This is a genomic window from Streptomyces sp. NPDC057939, from assembly GCF_042887545.1.
Lineage (GTDB): Bacteria > Actinomycetota > Actinomycetes > Streptomycetales > Streptomycetaceae > Streptomyces.
In genome coordinates, this window is the sequence record NZ_JBHVPG010000039.1 from 72632 (window position 1) to 88379 (window position 15748).

Genomic DNA, 15748 nt, shown 5'->3' on the forward strand with positions numbered 1-15748 from the left:
GAGGCCTTGTTCGGCGCCCGCGCCACTGCCCGTACCGGGCACGGAGGGCCTGACCGGCGGCGGCCGCGCTACTGCCCGTACCGGGCGCGGAGCGCCTCCGTGGCCGCTTCCAGGGCCTGCTCCCGGGTCAGGCCCAGCCGGTGGGCCCGTTCCGCGTAGGCCTGCGCGGCCCCGGCGGCCTCGCGGGCGGCGCCTTCCCCGGCCGCCGCGACGAAGGTCCCGTTGCGGCCCCGCGTCTCGATGACCCCGTCGGCCTCCAGGGCCCGGTACGCCTTCGCGACGGTGTTGGCGGCAAGTCCCAGTTCCTCCGCCAGACCCCGCACCGTGGGCAGCTTGAAGCCGGCCGGCAGCTTCCCGGACCGGGCCCGGTCGGCGATCTGCGCGCGCAGCTGCTCGTAGGGGGCGGGCGAGCCCGCCGCGCCGTCAAGGGTGATCTTCAGGTTCGTCGGGGTCACAGCGCCGATTCTCCCCCATCGCCGGGTAATTCGGAGGCGGCCCCCGGCCTCGCGGACGTAGCGTCGGCCACATGATCCCCACGATCCGCGACCTCCGTCCGGGCGACGTCGCCGACGCCGAAGCCGTCGTCCGGGTGCGCCGCTCCGCGCTCCCCTTCCTCATCACCACCGCGGCGGGCGTGGCCCACGAACTGACCTCCGCGCACCCCGACGGCCACCACCGCGTCCTGCTCGCCGAGAACCCGGAGGGACTGCCCGTCGGCACCGTCTCGGTGGGCGTGGCCCACCGGGGCACCGAACCGGGGCAGGCCTGGTTCAACGCGTACGTCGACCCCGAGCACCGCGGACTGGGCGCCGGTGGCCTGCTCGTCCGGGCGGCCGAGGAGCATCTGGCGTCGCTGGACGTGCTGGACACGTACACCTGGGTGCTGGACGAGTCGGAGAACCGGGCGTTCGCGGAGCGGCGCGGTTACCGGCCGAGCCGTTCGGCCCACTTCCTGCGCCTGGACCTGACGGCCGGCACGCTGCCGCCGCTGCCCGACGACCTGCCCGCCGGGGTGGAACTGCGGCCGGGCAGCGCCTTCGCGGCGGATCCGCGCCCGCTGCACCGGGCCGACGCCGAGGCGACGGCCGACGAGCCGGGTGACGTACAGGTCGGGCTGGACGACTACGAGGAGTGGCTGAACGACGTCTGGTCGAACCCGATCCTCGACCACGAACTGACCACGGTCGTCCTCGTCGACGGCGTCGTGGCGGCCTTCTCCGCGGCGCACACCGACGGCGCCACCCGGTACGGCTCGGCGATGACCGGCACCCTGCGCGCCTTCCGCGGCCGCGGCCTGGCCAAGCTCGCCAAGACCGACTCGCTGCACCGGGCCCGCGCCGCGGGCTACCGGGAGGCGTTCACCGGCAACGACAGCGGGAACGAACCGATGCTCGCCATCAACAGGTGGTTCGGGTACGAGATCTGCGCGTCCGAGACGCGCTGGACGAAGAAGGCGGGAGCCGCGCGATGAACACACCCGGATGGACGGTCACCCTTACCAAGGCGGGCCGCACCAAGATCCGCTATCCGGCGACGGAGGTGGCCGACGACGGCGACCGGATCTCCGTGCGCGCCCCGTGGGCGGCCGCGACCGTCAAGGACTTCGGCTTCGTGCGCTTCGAACCCGGCGACGTGTTCGTCGAACACTTCTGGCGCACGCGCTGGTACGCGGTGAAGGAGGTGTGGACGGGCGGGGGCGTCCTCAAGGGTTGGTACTGCGACATCACGCGCCCGGCGGTGGTCCGCGAGGGCGAGATCGTGGTCGAGGACCTGGACCTCGACCTGTGGGTGTCCGCGGACGGGGCGTCGGTCCTGCGGCTGGACGAGGACGAGTTCGAGGCGAGCGGCCTGCGCACCCGCGACCCCGCGGCGGCCACCCGGGCCGTGCAGGCCCTGGACGCCCTTGAGGACCGGGCCAGGACCCCCGAGGGCCTCGCCCCGCTGCTCCCGTAGCCCCGGGGGGCCGGCGACGGCTCACCGCGCGACCGGGGTGGGGCGGGCCTACGCTGGGGTGGTTCGCAGGGTTCCCGGACGACCGGAGACTGCCGTGACGCCAGCCCACATCCGGCTCCGCCGTGCCTGCGCGACCGCCGCGGCGGCCGGCCTGCTCGCCGCCCCGACGCTCACGGGTCCCGCGCACGGGGCACAGCAGCCGGCGCGGCCGGCGGCAGCCGCCGCGGCGGCCCCGTCGCCGGGGACCGACTCCGATTTCCCGCAGCTCACGCCGGCCGTCGCGGCACGGCTGGACGCCGCCCTGCGTCGGGTCATGCGCGAGACCGGGGTGCCGGGCGCGATCGTCGGGCTGTGGGCGCCGGGCAAGGGGAGCTACGTCAGGACCTTCGGCGTGGCGGACAGGGCGAGCGGAGCGCCGATGACGACCGGGCTGCACGTCCGCATCGGCAGTGAGACGAAGACGTTCACCGTCACCGCCCTGCTCCGGCAGGTCGACCGGGGCACGGTCCGCCTGGACGACCCGATCGGCAGGTACGTCGAGGGCGTACCGAACGGGGACCGCATCACCCTGCGCGAACTCGCGGGCATGCGCAGCGGGCTGTTCAACTACAGCCTGGACCCGGACTTCGTCGAGCGGCTCGAATCCGCGCCGGAAAAGCCCATCGCCCCGCGGCAGTTGCTCGACTACTCGTTCAAGCACCCCGCACAGTTCGCGCCGGGCGCCCGGTTCGACTACTCCAACACCAACCTGATCCTCCTCGGTCTGGTGCTGGAGAAGGTGACGGGCCGGCCGTTGCACGAGGTCATCCAGCGGGACGTCATCGAACCGGCCGGCCTGCGTGGCACGGTCTTCCCGACGGGCGCTGCCCTGCCGGTCCCGTACGCGCACGGCTACACCGACCAGACGCCCTCCGGCCGGACCGTGGACGCGACCGACTGGAACCCCTCCTGGGCGTGGGCGGCCGGCGCGATGGCCTCCGACCTGGACGACCTGCGCAGTTGGGCCCACACCCTCGCCACCGGCGCCCTCCTGAAGCCCGCGACGCAGGCCGAGCGCCTGCGGACCACCCCGATGGGAATCCCGGGCGACGGCTACGGCCTGGGCATCTTCGACATCCAGGGTTGGATCGGCCACAACGGCTCGATCCCCGGCTACGAGGTCCTCCCGGTGTACCTGCCCGAGGCGCGGGCCACGATGGTCGTCCTCCTCAACACGGACAACCTGCACGAGGGCCAGGAACCCAGCACCCTCTTCGGCGAGGCCGTCACGAGCATCGTCACCCCCACCCACGTCTACCCGGGCCACAAGCCCACGGCCCCGCGCCGCGGCTGAGACCGCGGCCCGGGACGGGGTACGGGGCCCGTTACCTGAGCCCCCGCTTGTCCCTGCCTTAAGTGGAGCCTAAGGATCAGCTTCGGTGGGGGCGAGGGGGCGGAACGGCCCGTTCGGCGGGCTAGCTTGGCGGTGCCAGGGAGGGCCGGGAACGGCGTCGGGCCCCGATTCGGGGCGGCGCCGCGCAGTCCGGGTCCACTGGCGCACCCTGCCCCGTGCCCGAAGGAGTTCCCCCATGCCCGTACGCCGCACCGCCACCCGGATCGCCGCCGTCGGTCTCGCCCCGCTCGCGGTGGCCGCGTACGCCACCGTGCCCGCGGCGGCCCACGGTTCGATGACGGACCCGGTGAGCCGGGTGGCGGCGTGCTACGCGGAGGGGCCGGAGTCCCCGAAGTCGGCGGCGTGCAAGGCCGCCGTCGCGGCGAGCGGGGCGCAGGCGTTCTACGACTGGAACGCGGTGAACATCGCGAACGCGGCCGGGCAGAGCAAGTCCCTGATCCCCGACGGACAGCTGTGCTCGGCCGGCAACGCCAAGTACAAGGGGTTGGACCTGCCGCGCGCCGACTGGCCGGCGAGCCCGATGACCGCGGGCGCGCACACCTTCCGCTACAAGGGCACCGCCCCGCACCGGGGTTCCTTCGAGCTGTACGTGACGAAGGACGGGTACGACCCGACGAAGCCGCTGAAGTGGTCCGACCTGGAGGCGGCGCCGTTCGCGAAGGTCACCGACCCGGGGATGCAGAACGGCGACTACGTGTTCAGCGGAACGGTCCCGAAGAAGACCGGCCGCCACCTCGTCTACAGCGTCTGGCAGCGCTCGGACAGCCCGGAGGCCTTCTACACCTGCTCCGACGTCGTGTTCGGCAAGGACAACGGCGGTTCCGCGGGCGGCGGTACGACGACGCCCGCGCCCGGCGGCGGGCCGAGCGCCTCCGCGAGCGTGCCGGCGGGTACGAAGCCCGGTTCCAAGCCGGGGACCGGCTCCTCGGCCCCCGGCACGCCGGTCGCCGCGACGCCCGCCACCGGTGGGGAGGCGCCCAAGCCGCAGGCCCCGACGGACCAGCAGATCGCGGACGGGTCGGCCAAGTCCTCGGTGGAGCACAACGGCCACGGGGACGACGACCCGAAGACGAACGCTCACGCCGCCGGCCCCGCGCCGCTCGCGTCCTCCACCCCACTGGCCGTCAAGGGCGACAACCTCGCGGAGACCGGCGGCAGCAGCGCCACGCCGACGATCGCCATCGCCGGTGCGGGCGCGCTGGCCGCGGGCGCGGCCGTGCTGTTCGCCATGGCCCGCCGCCGGGCGGCGTCGGGCCGCCACGGCCGCTAGGACCCGTCGTCGAACTCCCGGTCGGGGCGTCGGCCCCGACCGGGTGTCTTGATCCACGGCGCCGCCCCAACGGCGCCCTCCCGCCGCGGACCGCCTGCGCGTCAGTCGAAGACCGACGCGCAGGTGGTCCGTTCGGCGTTGGCCGGGTCGAGGGCGTTCAGCGCCTCGTGCCAGGTGAGCCGGTCGGTCAGGGCGATGGTGACGTGCTCGGAGAAGTCCAGGGCGCACAGGTCCTGGAGCACGACGTTGCGGACGTCGGGCCCGTCGAGGAACTGGCTCCGGTACGGGGTGACGACCTGGTCGTACCGGGTGGAGATCACGGTGTACTTCACGCCGGGGACGGTGTCGCCGCCCGCGTTGAGCCGGGTGAGGAAGGGGGACCCGGCGATCTGGTCGGCGAGGCCCGGGGTCGCGGTGCTGATCAGGTCCTCGGCCCCGGGGAAGTACGGGAGGAGCTTGGTGAGGCCGAGAAGGGTCGTGCCGTGGTTGTCGGGGGCGATGCCGACGAGCGCGTTGACCTTGGCGGCGCCGCCGAGGAACTTCAGGTAGTGGCGCGGCATCATGCCGCCCTGGGAGTGGCCGACGATGTCGGCCTTGGGGGCGCCGGTGGCGGCGAGGACCTTGTCGACGAAGACGTCGAGCTGGCCTGCGGACTTGTCGATGGGGCCGAGGCCGTGGAAGAAGGGCACGCCGGGGAGCTGCCCGTAGTCCAGGGAGTAGACGCAGTAGCCGCGGTGGACGAGGTACGGCGCGAACCCGAGCCAGTTGTCGACGGAGTTGCCGAGGGTGCCGTGGACGAGGACGACGGGCCGGGGGTGCGCGGCGGACGGTTTGCAGGACCAGTTGTTCCAGCCGCTGCTGGTGGTGGTCGCGGCCTGTGCCGTGCCGGTGGGGGCGACGAGTGCGGCGGCGGCGAGGGTGAGGACGGCCAGCGGGCGGAGCAGGCGTCTCCAGGGCAGCATCGTGTGATCTCCTTGCGGGTCAAGGGGAATGCGTGGGGGTTCGTCCCGTGATCCGGATCACAAGGTGGGGCTGCTGCCGCTAAATTACGGGCGAGTAGCAAGACAGGGAAGTTACGCGTCGGTAAAAAATCGCGTGTCGAGCCCTTCTCCAGCACCGCTCGTGAACAATGGACGCCCCCGAACCCCCGGTCGAGATGAGCACGGTCATGCAGAGGGCCCCTGGCGCCGGTACCGAACTCGCGGCTCCCGCGCACCTGGCGGCCGATCCGCTCGTCGCGGCCGTCACGGAGGCCGCGGTGCGCGTCCTGCGGCCCGAGGCGGAGCGGACGGCCGTGGAGGGGGTGCCCGCCGCGCACCTGGAGGCGCTGACCGCCTGCGGGGCGTACGGGTTGATCGGATACGAACCGGCGCCGGAGGGCGGACTCACGCCGCGTCAGGTGGCCCGGGAGGTGCACGAGGTGTTGGCGGCGGTGGATCCGTCGACCTGGTTCGTGTGGACCCAGCACGTCCCGTTGGCCAAGGCCCTGCTCGCGGCGGACGGTCCGGTGGGCGGCGCGCTGCGCGAGGAGTGGCTGCCGGCGCTGGCCGGGGGCGCGCGGCGGGCGACGGCCGGCTTCGCCTTCCTGCGGCACCCGCGCCCGCCCGTCACCGCCGAACGGGTGCCGGGTGGTTGGCGGTTGTCCGGCCGGGCGCCGTGGGTGACCGGCTGGGAACTGGCCGACTCCCTGTTCGTCGGGGCCGTCACCGCCTCCGACGAGGTGGTCCTGGCGCTGGTCGACCGCGTTGCGGACGGGGGCATGACCGCCGCCGCGGGGGCCCCGCTGTGGGCGATGGGCGGTACGCACACGGCTTCCGTGGAGCTGCGCGACGTCCACGTGCCCGATGCCCGGGTGCTGGGCCGGGAACCGCGGGCCGGCTGGATCCGGGCGTACGACCTGGAGAACGCCGACGCCCAGCCCGCGATCTTCGGCCAGTTGCGGGCCACGGCCGACTTCCTGCTCGCGTCGCCCCCGTACGAGGACCTCGGGCTGCGGGTCGCCCGGCGGACGGCCCGGCTGCGGGCGCGGGCGTACGGGTTGCGGGACGAGCTCGCGCCGGGCGAGGGAACGGCGGAGCGCCTCGCCCTGCGGGCGGCCTCGCTGGACCTGGCCGTGCGGGCCGCCGCGACCTGCGTCGCCGTGGCGGGTGGCCGCGCGATCCAGTACGGGCACACCGCGGGCCGGCTCTCCCGGGAGGCCCAGTTCCACCTGATCCAGGCCCAGACCACCTCGCTGCGCACGGAAACGGCCCGGTTGATGCTCGAAGACCTGTGAGTCAGGCCGCGACCGCCCCGGGCAGGTGACCCGCCGCGAAGGTGGACGCCGGCCTGACCGTGCCCGGGCCGAAGCGGGCGTTGGCCCGGTCGACGGCGGCCTCGACGGTGAGGCGGGATTCGCGGACGGGGTCCATGGAGAGCTGCCGGGTGACCGCGGCCGCGCAGGTGAGGTCCTCGGCGCGGAGCGTCATGCCGGCCAGCCGGGCCCGTTGGAGTCCCGCCGCGCACATCAGGCGGTACGCGAGGGTGCGCAGGTCCTCGTCGTGCCCGGAGGGTTCGGTGAGGCGACGGGACTTCTCCCAGCGGGTGCCGTCCGCGAAGTGGAGGGTCAGGGCCAGGGACCGGGCGGCCTGGCGGCGTTCGCGCAGGGTGGCGCCGAGCCGGACCACGAGGGCGAGCAGGGCGGCCCGGGCGTGGGGGCCGTCGAGTTCCTGGCGGGCGAAGCGGGTGCGGACGGCGGCGGAGGCGGGCAGGTCGCGCGGGGTGACGGGGCGGGGGTCGACGCCGCGGGAGCGTTCGGCGACCGTACGGCCGGCCCGTTTGCCGAGGATCCGTTCGATGACTCCGGACGGCACCCGGGTGAGCGCCCCGACCGTGTGCAGCCCGTACCCGCGGAGCGCTTCGGCCTGCCGGGCCCCGAGTCCGTGCAGCGCTTCCACGGGGAGGGGTTCGAGGAACGCGGTGACCTCGTCCTCGGGCACGGCGAGGATCCCGCCGGGTCCGGGTATCCGCGCGGAGGCCGTGGCGGCGACGGCCCAGGTGGCGGAGACGCCGATGCGCACGTCGGTGCCCAGCCGGGCCACGGCGCGGAGCCGGACGACCTCGGCGATGCGGGTGGCGTCGGCGGCGAAGTACCGCTGGGCGCCGCGCGCCTGGACCAGGGCGGCGCGCGGCGGCAGCGCCTGCACGAGGGGGGAGAACTCGCGGAGCAGGTCGAGGACGTCGCGGTAGCCCCGCTCGGGGAGTCCGGGGGCGCAGCGGACGTGCAGGATCGCGGTCATCCGGCGCTCCCCGGGCTGGAGTGCCACAGCTTGCGGCCGGTCGCGGGGCCCTCGCCGGGCGGCCGGAGGTCGGCCCACGGGTTCATCTCGTAGCCGGTCGGGAGGTGGATGCGGCGGCCCGAGTCGCCGGGGCCCCGGGTCAGGGGTTCGGCGAGCCGGGCGGTGACGGCTTCCAGGCCGCCGCGGTCGCGCAGTTCGGCGAGGGCGGCGAGGTCCCAGGCGGCCGCTCCGACCACGCTGAGGCTCTGCGGTCCGCGCCGCTGCACGACCCCTCGTACGAGGAGCAGGAAAGAGTGGAAGACGGTGTGCGCGCAGGCTTCCTGACTGTCGTCGAAGAAGGCGAGGTCGACCAGGCCGGTGCCGTCGTCGAGGGTGGTGAAGATGACGCGGCGGCCGGAGCGGATCGGCGGGGTCTGGGTGGCGGCCTTGGCGCCGGCGACCAGGACGGTCCGCCCGTGGTCGGTGTCCCGGAGCCGGCGGGCCGGGGTGACGCCGAGTTCGGCGAGGAAGGCGTGGTGGTCGCCCATGAGGTGGCGCGAGGTGTCCATGCCGAGGATGCCGAGTTCCGCGCTGAGCCGTTCGGCGTCGGTGAGGTCGGGCAGGCCGACCCGGGCGGTTGACCTGCCTCCCTCCAGGGGGAGTTGGGTGCCCGTGGTGCGCTGGGCGCGCTGGGCGCCGTGCAGTTCCGTCAAGTGCAGCAGCAGGTCACGGCGGTTCGCGCCGAAGCAGTCCAGGGCGCCGACCTGGGCGAGGCGTTCGGCGACGGGACGGCCGGGGCGGGCCCGGTCCCAGAAGTCGCGCAGGGAGGCGTAGGGTCGGCCGGCCTCGATGCGTCCGACTTCGGCACCGCTGATGCCGTGGACGTCGGAGAGGGCGAGGCGGAGCCCCCACCGCTCCGGCGGACCGGACACCAGTTCGATTCGGTGGGCGGCCGCCGACCGGTTCACGTCGAGCGGGAGCACGGGCACCCCCCTGCGCCGGGCGTCGGCCAGCAGCAGCCTCTTGGGATACATCCCGGGGTCGTGGGTCAGCAGTCCGGCGTAGAAGGCGGCCGGGTGGTGGGTCTTGAGCCAGGCCGACTGGTAGGTGGGCACGGCGAAGGCCACCGCGTGCGCCTTGCAGAAACCGTAGCTGCCGAAGGCCTCCACGATCTCCCAGGTGCGGGCGATCACCTCGGGCGAGTAGTCGCGCCCGGCGGCCGCGGCCGCGAACCAGACCTTGATCCGGGCCTGCGAGCCGGGGTCGGACAGCCCGCGCCGGACGCGGTCCGCCTCGTCGCGGCCGCAGCCGGTCATGACGTGCACGATCTCGATGATCTGCTCGTGGAAGACGACCACCCCGTACGTCTCCCCCAGCGCGTCGGCCAGGTCCGGGTGGGGGAAGCGGACGGGGGCCCGCCCGTGCCGGGCCTCGATGAAGGGCCGCACCATGTCGGCGGCGACCGGACCCGGCCGGAACAGCGAGATGTCGACCACGAGGTCGTGGAACGTGGCGGGCTGCAGCCGCCCCACCAGGTCGCGCTGGCCCGGGGACTCGATCTGGAAGCAGCCCAGCGTCTCGGCGGAGCGGATCAGCTCGTACGTCGCCGGGTCGCCGGGCGGCAGCTGCGCCGGGTCGTCCAGGTCGAGTTCCCGTCCGGTCCCCCGGCGCAGTTCCGCGACCGCGTGCGCCATCGCGGACTGCATGCGGACGCCCAGCACGTCGAGCTTGAGCAGGCCGAGGTCCTCCACGTCCTCCTTGTCGAACTGGGACATGGGGAAGCCCTCCCCGCTGGTCGGGACGACGGGGGTGCGGGCGAGCAGCGAGGCGTCGGAGAGGAGCACCCCGCACGGGTGCATGGCGGTGCCGCGCGGCAGTGCGTCCAGCGCCTCGACGAGGTCCCAGAGACGACCGTACGACTCCCCCCGGACGGAACGCAGTTCGGGCAGTTCCTCCAGGGCCGCGCGGGCGTCGCGGGCCCGGATGTGCGGGAAGGCCTTGGCGAGCCGGTCGACGGCGGCCGGGTCCATGGACAGGGCGGCGCCGACGTCGCGGATGGCGTGCCGGACCCGGTAGGTCTCGGGCATGGAGACGGTGGCGACGCGTTCGGTGCCGAAGCGGGCGATGATCCGGCGGTAGACCTCCAGGCGGCGGGCGGACTCGACGTCGATGTCGATGTCGGGCAGGACCCGGCGGCGTTTGGAGAGGAAGCGTTCCATCAGCAGGCCGTGCGCGACGGGGTCGGCGTGCGCGATGCCGATGAGGTGGTTGACCAGGGAGCCGGCGCCGGAGCCGCGGGCGGCCACCCGGATGCCCATGTCCCTCACGTCGTCCACGACCTGGGCGACCGTCAGGAAGTACGAGGCGTAGCCGTGGTGGGCGATGACGTCGAGCTCCTCGTGCATCCGGTCCCAGTACGCGCGGTCGCCGGCATGGCCGCGCAGCACCATGCCGGCCGCGGCGCGGGAGGCGAGGACCCGCTGGGCGGTGCGGTGGGCGGCGCCGACGAGGCGGGCCTCGGGGAAGTGCACGGAGCCGATGCCGAGGTCGTCCTCGGGGTCGACGGAGCAGGCCTCGGCGGTCTCCCGGGTACGGGCGAGCAGGCGCCGGGCGTCGGCGGGGCGCAGCCCGGCGGCCTCGGCGATCCGGTCGGCGGCCTCGGCCATCGCGGCGGGGCCCTTGAGCCACCGTTCGCCGGTGTCGAGGGGGCCGCGGGGGTCGACGGGGACGAGCCGGCGGGCCGCGTCGAGGACGTCGGCGACCGGGCCCAGTCCCGGGTCGGCGTACCGGACGGCGTTGGTCAGGACGGCCGGGACGCCCTGCTGCGCGGCGAAGCCGACCGTACGGGCGGCCAGCCGCAGCGAGCCCGGTCCGGTACCGGTGCGGCCGTGGTGGACGGCCTCCAGGCGCAGGGAGTCCCCGTAGACCTCCCGCCAGGGGGCGAGCAGTCGGGCGGCGCGGTCGGGGCGGCCCGCGGCGAGGGCCCGGCCGACCTCGGAGCCGGGGCCGAGCAGGACGAACACCCCGTCGCCGCGCAGGGCGTCCCAGGGCAGCAGCGGCGTTCCGGTGCGGACGGGGACGCCGGCGCCCCCGTCGGCCCCACCGCCGTCGCCTCCGTCGCCGCGGATCCCGGGGGCGACGGCGGCGCCGGACGCGCCCGGGTCGGCGCCGCGGTGCGCCGCGTGGGCCGCGGTGACCATCCGGCACAGTTCGGCCCAGCCGGCGGCCCCGTCCCGGGCCAGGAAGACGGCGCGCGCGGCGGACTCGTCCACGAAGGCCCCGCCCTTGACCGGGACGCGCCGCCGGTACGAGGCCTCGCCCACCGGAACACCGGCCGACGCGGACACCGGGGACGGGCCGGACGGCGCGGGCGCCGAGGAAGCCGGGAGCCCCGGGGACGTGCCGGCGGCCGACGCCGCGGGGGCCACCGCCAGGTCCACTCCGAACAGGGGCCGGATGCCGGCTCCGGCCGCGGCCTTCGCGAACCGCACCGCGCCCGCGAGGGTGTCGCGGTCGGTCAGGGCGAGGGCGTCCATGCCCCGCTCGACGGCGCGTTCCGCCAGTCGCTCGGGGTGGGAGGCCCCGTAGCGCGTGGAGAACCCCGAGACGGTGTGCAGATGCGTAAAACCGGGCACCCGCGGCCTCCTGCTTCCTTCGATGCCCCCCGGCTCTTCGGTCTGTCCCCCGCTCTCCACCATAGAGCAATTCGAATACCCGTGCGAAACACTTGTTCGATCATCCGTTCGGTCCTCCCCTGCTGCGCCGCGCCCCCGACACGCCGAGCGTGGGAGGCATGACCCAGCCCACCCCGAGCACCGACCCGGGCCCGCCCGGCAGCTTCCTCGCCGAGATCAAGGACGCCGTGACCACCCGGGCCGCCCTGCTGGTCCTGGGCGTACTGGCCCTCCAGCTGGCCTTCATCACCTCCTACATCGGGGCCTTCCACCACCCGAAACCCAGCGGGATCCCGCTCGCCGTGGCCGCCCCCTCCGCGCCGCTCGCCCAGCGGACCGCGCAACAGCTCGACGGCCTGCCCGGCAAGCCGCTCGACACCCGGGTGGCCACGAACGAGGTGGACGCCGTCCGGCTGATCCAGAACCGCGACGTGGACGGGGCCCTGGTCGTCGACCCCGAGGGCACCACCGACCGGCTGCTCGTCGCGGGAGGCGCCGGAGCCGCCCTCTCCCAGGCCATCGAGGAGGTCGTCGGCCTCGCCGAGAAGAGCCAGGGCCGTACCGTCCGGGTCACCGACGTGGCCCCGTCCGCCGCGGGTGACGGACGCGGCCTGAGCTCCTTCTACCTCGTCGTCGGCTGGTGCGTCGGCGGGTACCTGTGCGCCGCGATCCTCGCGATCAGCGCCGGCGCCCGGCCCGCGAACTCCGCCCGCGCCGTCATCCGGCTCGGCGCGCTCCTCGCGTACGCGATCGCCGCCGGGTTGCTCGGCGCGGTCATCGCCGGCCCGGTCCTGGACGCGCTGCCCGGCTCCCTCATGGGCCTGTGGGGCCTCGGCACCCTGGTCGTCTTCGCGGTCGGCGCGATCACCCTGGCCTTCCAGGGGCTGGCGGGCGTCGTCGGCATCGGCCTGGCGATCCTGCTGGTCGTCGTGTTCGGCAATCCGAGCGCGGGAGGCGCCTACCCGTACCCGCTGCTCCCGCCGTTCTGGAGCACCATCGGTCCGGCCCTGCCACCGGGCGCGGGCACCTACGCCGCGCGTTCCATCGCCTACTTCAAGGGCAACGGAGCGGGCACCCCGATGCTGGTGCTGGCGGCCTGGGCGGTGGTCGGTTCGGCGGTCACGCTCGCCTGCGCGATCTTCCGCAAGGGCAGGCCGGGAGCCGCCGTGGGCAGCGGGCTCCCCGACGACTCGCCCTCCGTCGCCCGGTTCGCCGACGACGGAACCCCGGGGCGGTGAACACCCCGGTCTTCCGCAACCGTCAGGGCCCGGCAGCGCAGGCCGTCTCCGTCAAACGGATGGAGCCCAGCGCCCAGGCGCAGCTGGGCGCGCTCGGTCTCACCGGGTTCATCGTGGTCACCGTCATCGCCACCGGGATCGACGCGGGCGTCTTCCCCGAGGAGCTGGGCCACTCGGTGCTGCCGCTGGTCGGCTTCTTCATCGGCGGGCTCGCCCAGCTGCTGGCGGGGCTGTTCCAGGCACAGCGCGGCGACACCTGGCACGCCACCGTCTTCGGCGGTTTCGGACTCTTCTGGATGGCGAAGGCCTGCCTGATCCAGTGGGTGCTGCCGGCCACCGATCCGGCGCTGCGCGGGGACGTCAGCGGGCTGTTCACGCTGCCCTGGGTGTTCGTGGTGTTCGTCCTGTGGCTCGGCAGTTGGCGGATCCACCTGGTGCTGCTGTCCACGTTCACCTGCGTCCTCGTCGTGTTCGTCGCGATGACGATCAGCGGTTTCACCGGCTCGGTGATCTGGAACCGGATCACCGGCTGGAGCGGGCTGCTGGCCGCGCTCGGGGCGACGTACCTGCTGGCGGGGCAGATCATGGCGAGCACGTGGGGCCGCCAGGTGCTGCCGATGGGCCGTTTCCTCGCCCCCGAGGAGCACCCCGAGACCTGAGCCGTGCCCGGTCCCCGGGTCAGTGGAAGTCGGCCGGGTCCGGGATCCGCAAAATGCGGGCGGCGCGGTCGATTTCCGCGTCGTGGACCCAAAAGTCGATGCGCAGGCCGTCGGGGGCCCGGTACTCCAGCATGTGCATGCCCGGGCGCAGGCCGGTCCGGGCGGCGGCCCGGCCGCCGCAGGGCAGCACGACGGCCCTGCGCAGCGGGGCCTTGAAGACCGCGCCCGTGCCGTCCGCGCCGGGGCCGAGCTTCCCGTACCCGAAGATCCGCCGTCGGGCGCCCTGCCGCCACCGCGCCCGGCAGGGGATCGGCACGACCGCGCCGCCGGCGGCGGACGCCGTCCGCGCCTCGGCCCGGCGGGCCACCGTCCTGCGCGTCAGCCACCCCGCCAGTGCCACGGCGCATATGAGCGGCACCGTCAGTGCCGCCTCGATCAACAATTCCATCGTCCCCGCCCCCCGAAGAGCGCTGCCGCGCCGGCAGCGCTCCACCCTACGAAGGGCCCGGGACCGGCGTCAGCCGATCCGGTGGACCACCTCGCCCGCCACCACCACCGTCTCGGCGACCGTGCCGGGGATGCGTTCCGGGGCGATGGCGAGGATGTCGCGGGACAGGACGACGAAGTCGGCGGCCTTGCCCACGGTCAGTGAACCCCGGTCGGCCTCCAGGAAGTTGGCGTGGGCGGAGCCCATCGTGTAGCCGTACACGGCCGTCCGCACGTCCACCGTCTCGGCCGGCTGCCACGGGTCCCCGCCGTCCAGCGGGCGGCGGGTGACCGCCGTGTAGATGCCGACCATGGGATCCATCTCGGCCACGTTCCAGTCGCTGGAGAAGGCCAGCACGGCTCCCGCCTCGTGCAGGCTCCGCATCGGCCAGGCCTTGTGCCAGCGGTCCTCGCCGACGTTCTCCGCCCAGTCCTGGCCGGGGCCCGCGATCTCCGGGGCGCAGTGCCGGGGCTGCATGCAGGCGACCACGCCCAGCTCCGCGAAGCGGGGCACGTCCGCCGGGTCCAGGCACTCGACGTGCACGACCTGGTGGCGGGCGTCGCGCGGGCCGTTGACCGTGCGGGCGTGCTCCACCGCGTCGAGGACCGTGCGGATGCCCCGGTCGCCGGTGGCGTGGACGAAGCACTGGAAGCCCCGCGCGTCCAGCCCGGCCAGCAGCTCCGCGAACTCCTCGGCCGGGTAGAAGGTCTCGCCCCGGTGCTTGCCGCAGCCGGTGTACGGCTCCAGCAGGGCGGCCGTGCGGGGCTCCACCACGTCGTCGATGTACAGCTTGAGCGGGCCCACCCGCAGCCGGTCCCCGGCGTACCTGCGGGCGGCGGCCGCGAAGGCGTCGAGTTCCTCCTCCGTGGTGCCGCGCGGGTGGAACAGCGCGGCGACGATCCGCGAGCGCAGCCGGCCCTCGGCGCGGGCCCGCTCGTACAGTTCGAGGTCGTCGAGGGAGTTCTGCGGTTCCACGACGGTGGTGATGCCGAAGCCGATGGCGTCGTCGAGGCTCTTGGCGAGGCGCCCGTACTGCCGGTCGGGCGAGGCCCACGGCACGCCGAGGTCGCGCAGCGCGCGGTGGCCGTCCCGGGAGAGTCCCTTGATCGCGAAGTCCTTGACGAAGCCGGTGGGCTCGCCGGTCGCCGGGTCCACGGCGGCGGTGCCGAACGGCAGGTCCGTGCGTTCGCGGGTGACGCCCAGGCGGCGCATGGCGGCGGTGTTCAGCCAGGCCGTGTGCACGTCGTACGAGAGGACGATCGCGGGGGTGTCGCCGGTGACCGGGTCGAGGTCGGCGGCGCAGGGCATCCGGCCGCCGGGGATGGCGGAGTAGTCGAAGGCCTCGGCCTCGATCCAGGGGGCGTCGGGGTGGGCCTCGTGCCAGGTCCCGATGCGGTCGAGGATGGCGTCCAGGGTCCGTACCCCGGCCAGCTGGACGCAGGCGTCGTCGGAGCCGAGCCGGACGTGGTTGTGGGCGTCGATGAAGCCGGGCAGGACCAGCTTCCCGCCGGCGTCGATGCGCTCGGTGTCCGGACCGGCCCAGGCGTCGGCCCCGGTGTCGGGGCCCACCCAGACGATCCGGCCGTCGTGCACGGCGAGGGCCTCCGCCTCGGGCAGCTCCGCGTCCACGGTGTGGATGCGGGCTCCGGTGAGCAGCAGGTCTGCGGGGAAGGGCTGCTGTGCCATGGGGTGGTGCTCCTGTGCAGGGGGTGGGAGGGAAGGGGGCCGCGTCAGGCGGCCGGGGCGTACGAGGGCACGCGCCGGGCCATGGCCCAGTAGGTGAGCCCGGCGACCACCGAGCCCAGCAGGGTGAGGTC

General features: G+C 74.5%; 13 protein-coding genes. 7 read left to right on the forward strand and 6 right to left on the reverse strand.

What is annotated here, in order from left to right; genetic code table 11:
* Positions 1 to 68: 68 nt before the first annotated feature.
* On the reverse strand, positions 69 to 455 hold the full coding sequence (locus tag ACFVS6_RS31405; RefSeq protein ID WP_388903445.1) for a GntR family transcriptional regulator: 387 nt from the start codon (positions 453 to 455) through the stop codon (positions 69 to 71).
* Between the two features lie 71 nt (positions 456 to 526).
* On the opposite strand from ACFVS6_RS31405, the gene ACFVS6_RS31410 reads away from it, so the two are divergent.
* The 4 genes from ACFVS6_RS31410 to ACFVS6_RS31425 all read left to right on the forward strand — a co-directional run bounded on the left by ACFVS6_RS31410 (position 527) and on the right by ACFVS6_RS31425 (position 4616).
* Positions 527 to 1471, forward strand: a complete 945-nt coding sequence (locus ACFVS6_RS31410; RefSeq protein WP_389709175.1) for a GNAT family N-acetyltransferase — start codon at positions 527 to 529, stop codon at positions 1469 to 1471.
* Positions 1468 to 1953 carry a DUF402 domain-containing protein gene (locus ACFVS6_RS31415; RefSeq protein ID WP_389709177.1) on the forward strand — a complete coding sequence of 162 codons (486 nt, stop codon included), beginning with the start codon at positions 1468 to 1470 and terminating at the stop codon, positions 1951 to 1953. The genes ACFVS6_RS31410 and ACFVS6_RS31415 overlap by 4 nt, the downstream gene beginning before the upstream one ends.
* Positions 1954 to 2047: 94 nt before the next feature.
* Entirely contained in the window at positions 2048 to 3286 is a 1239-nt protein-coding gene (locus tag ACFVS6_RS31420) for a serine hydrolase domain-containing protein (RefSeq protein WP_389709179.1), read from the forward strand.
* Between the two features lie 235 nt (positions 3287 to 3521).
* Positions 3522 to 4616: a lytic polysaccharide monooxygenase gene (locus tag ACFVS6_RS31425; protein WP_389709180.1), complete on the forward strand. Its 1095-nt coding sequence runs from the start codon at positions 3522 to 3524 to the stop codon at positions 4614 to 4616.
* 101 nt (positions 4617 to 4717) lie between these two features.
* Here ACFVS6_RS31425 and ACFVS6_RS31430 read toward each other — a convergent pair whose 3' ends face one another.
* Positions 4718 to 5578, reverse strand: a complete 861-nt coding sequence (locus ACFVS6_RS31430; protein ID WP_389709182.1) for an esterase/lipase family protein — start codon at positions 5576 to 5578, stop codon at positions 4718 to 4720.
* 206 nt (positions 5579 to 5784) lie between these two features.
* Between ACFVS6_RS31430 and ACFVS6_RS31435 the strand changes: the two genes are divergently transcribed.
* Entirely contained in the window at positions 5785 to 6891 is a 1107-nt protein-coding gene (locus tag ACFVS6_RS31435) for an acyl-CoA dehydrogenase (RefSeq protein ID WP_389709184.1), read from the forward strand.
* A gap of 1 nt (position 6892) precedes the next feature.
* Here the strand turns inward: ACFVS6_RS31435 and ACFVS6_RS31440 are convergent, their stop codons facing one another.
* Both ACFVS6_RS31440 and ACFVS6_RS31445 read right to left on the reverse strand, forming a co-directional pair.
* A complete protein-coding gene (locus ACFVS6_RS31440; RefSeq protein ID WP_389709186.1) occupies positions 6893 to 7894 on the reverse strand; it encodes a hypothetical protein in 1002 nt (333 codons plus the stop codon).
* A complete protein-coding gene (locus ACFVS6_RS31445; RefSeq protein WP_389709187.1) occupies positions 7891 to 11508 on the reverse strand; it encodes a DNA polymerase III subunit alpha in 3618 nt (1205 codons plus the stop codon). The genes ACFVS6_RS31440 and ACFVS6_RS31445 overlap by 4 nt, the downstream gene beginning before the upstream one ends.
* 158 nt (positions 11509 to 11666) lie before the next feature.
* On the opposite strand from ACFVS6_RS31445, the gene ACFVS6_RS31450 reads away from it, so the two are divergent.
* Together ACFVS6_RS31450 and ACFVS6_RS31455 are read left to right on the forward strand one after the other, a co-directional pair.
* Complete coding sequence (locus ACFVS6_RS31450) at positions 11667 to 12785, forward strand: DUF3533 domain-containing protein (RefSeq protein ID WP_389709189.1); 1119 nt, start codon at positions 11667 to 11669, stop codon at positions 12783 to 12785.
* Positions 12782 to 13444, forward strand: a complete 663-nt coding sequence (locus ACFVS6_RS31455) for an acetate uptake transporter (RefSeq protein ID WP_389709191.1) — start codon at positions 12782 to 12784, stop codon at positions 13442 to 13444. Before ACFVS6_RS31450 ends, ACFVS6_RS31455 begins: the two co-directional genes overlap by 4 nt.
* A gap of 19 nt (positions 13445 to 13463) precedes the next feature.
* On the opposite strand, the gene ACFVS6_RS31460 is transcribed toward ACFVS6_RS31455, so the two are convergent.
* Together ACFVS6_RS31460 and ACFVS6_RS31465 are read right to left on the reverse strand one after the other, a co-directional pair.
* Positions 13464 to 13892 carry a hypothetical protein gene (locus ACFVS6_RS31460; protein WP_389709193.1) on the reverse strand — a complete coding sequence of 143 codons (429 nt, stop codon included), beginning with the start codon at positions 13890 to 13892 and terminating at the stop codon, positions 13464 to 13466.
* A gap of 69 nt (positions 13893 to 13961) precedes the next feature.
* The gene (locus ACFVS6_RS31465) at positions 13962 to 15617 is read right to left on the reverse strand and encodes an amidohydrolase (protein ID WP_389709195.1); all 1656 of its coding nucleotides are present in this window, start codon (positions 15615 to 15617) and stop codon (positions 13962 to 13964) included.
* Positions 15618 to 15748 lie beyond the last annotated feature (131 nt).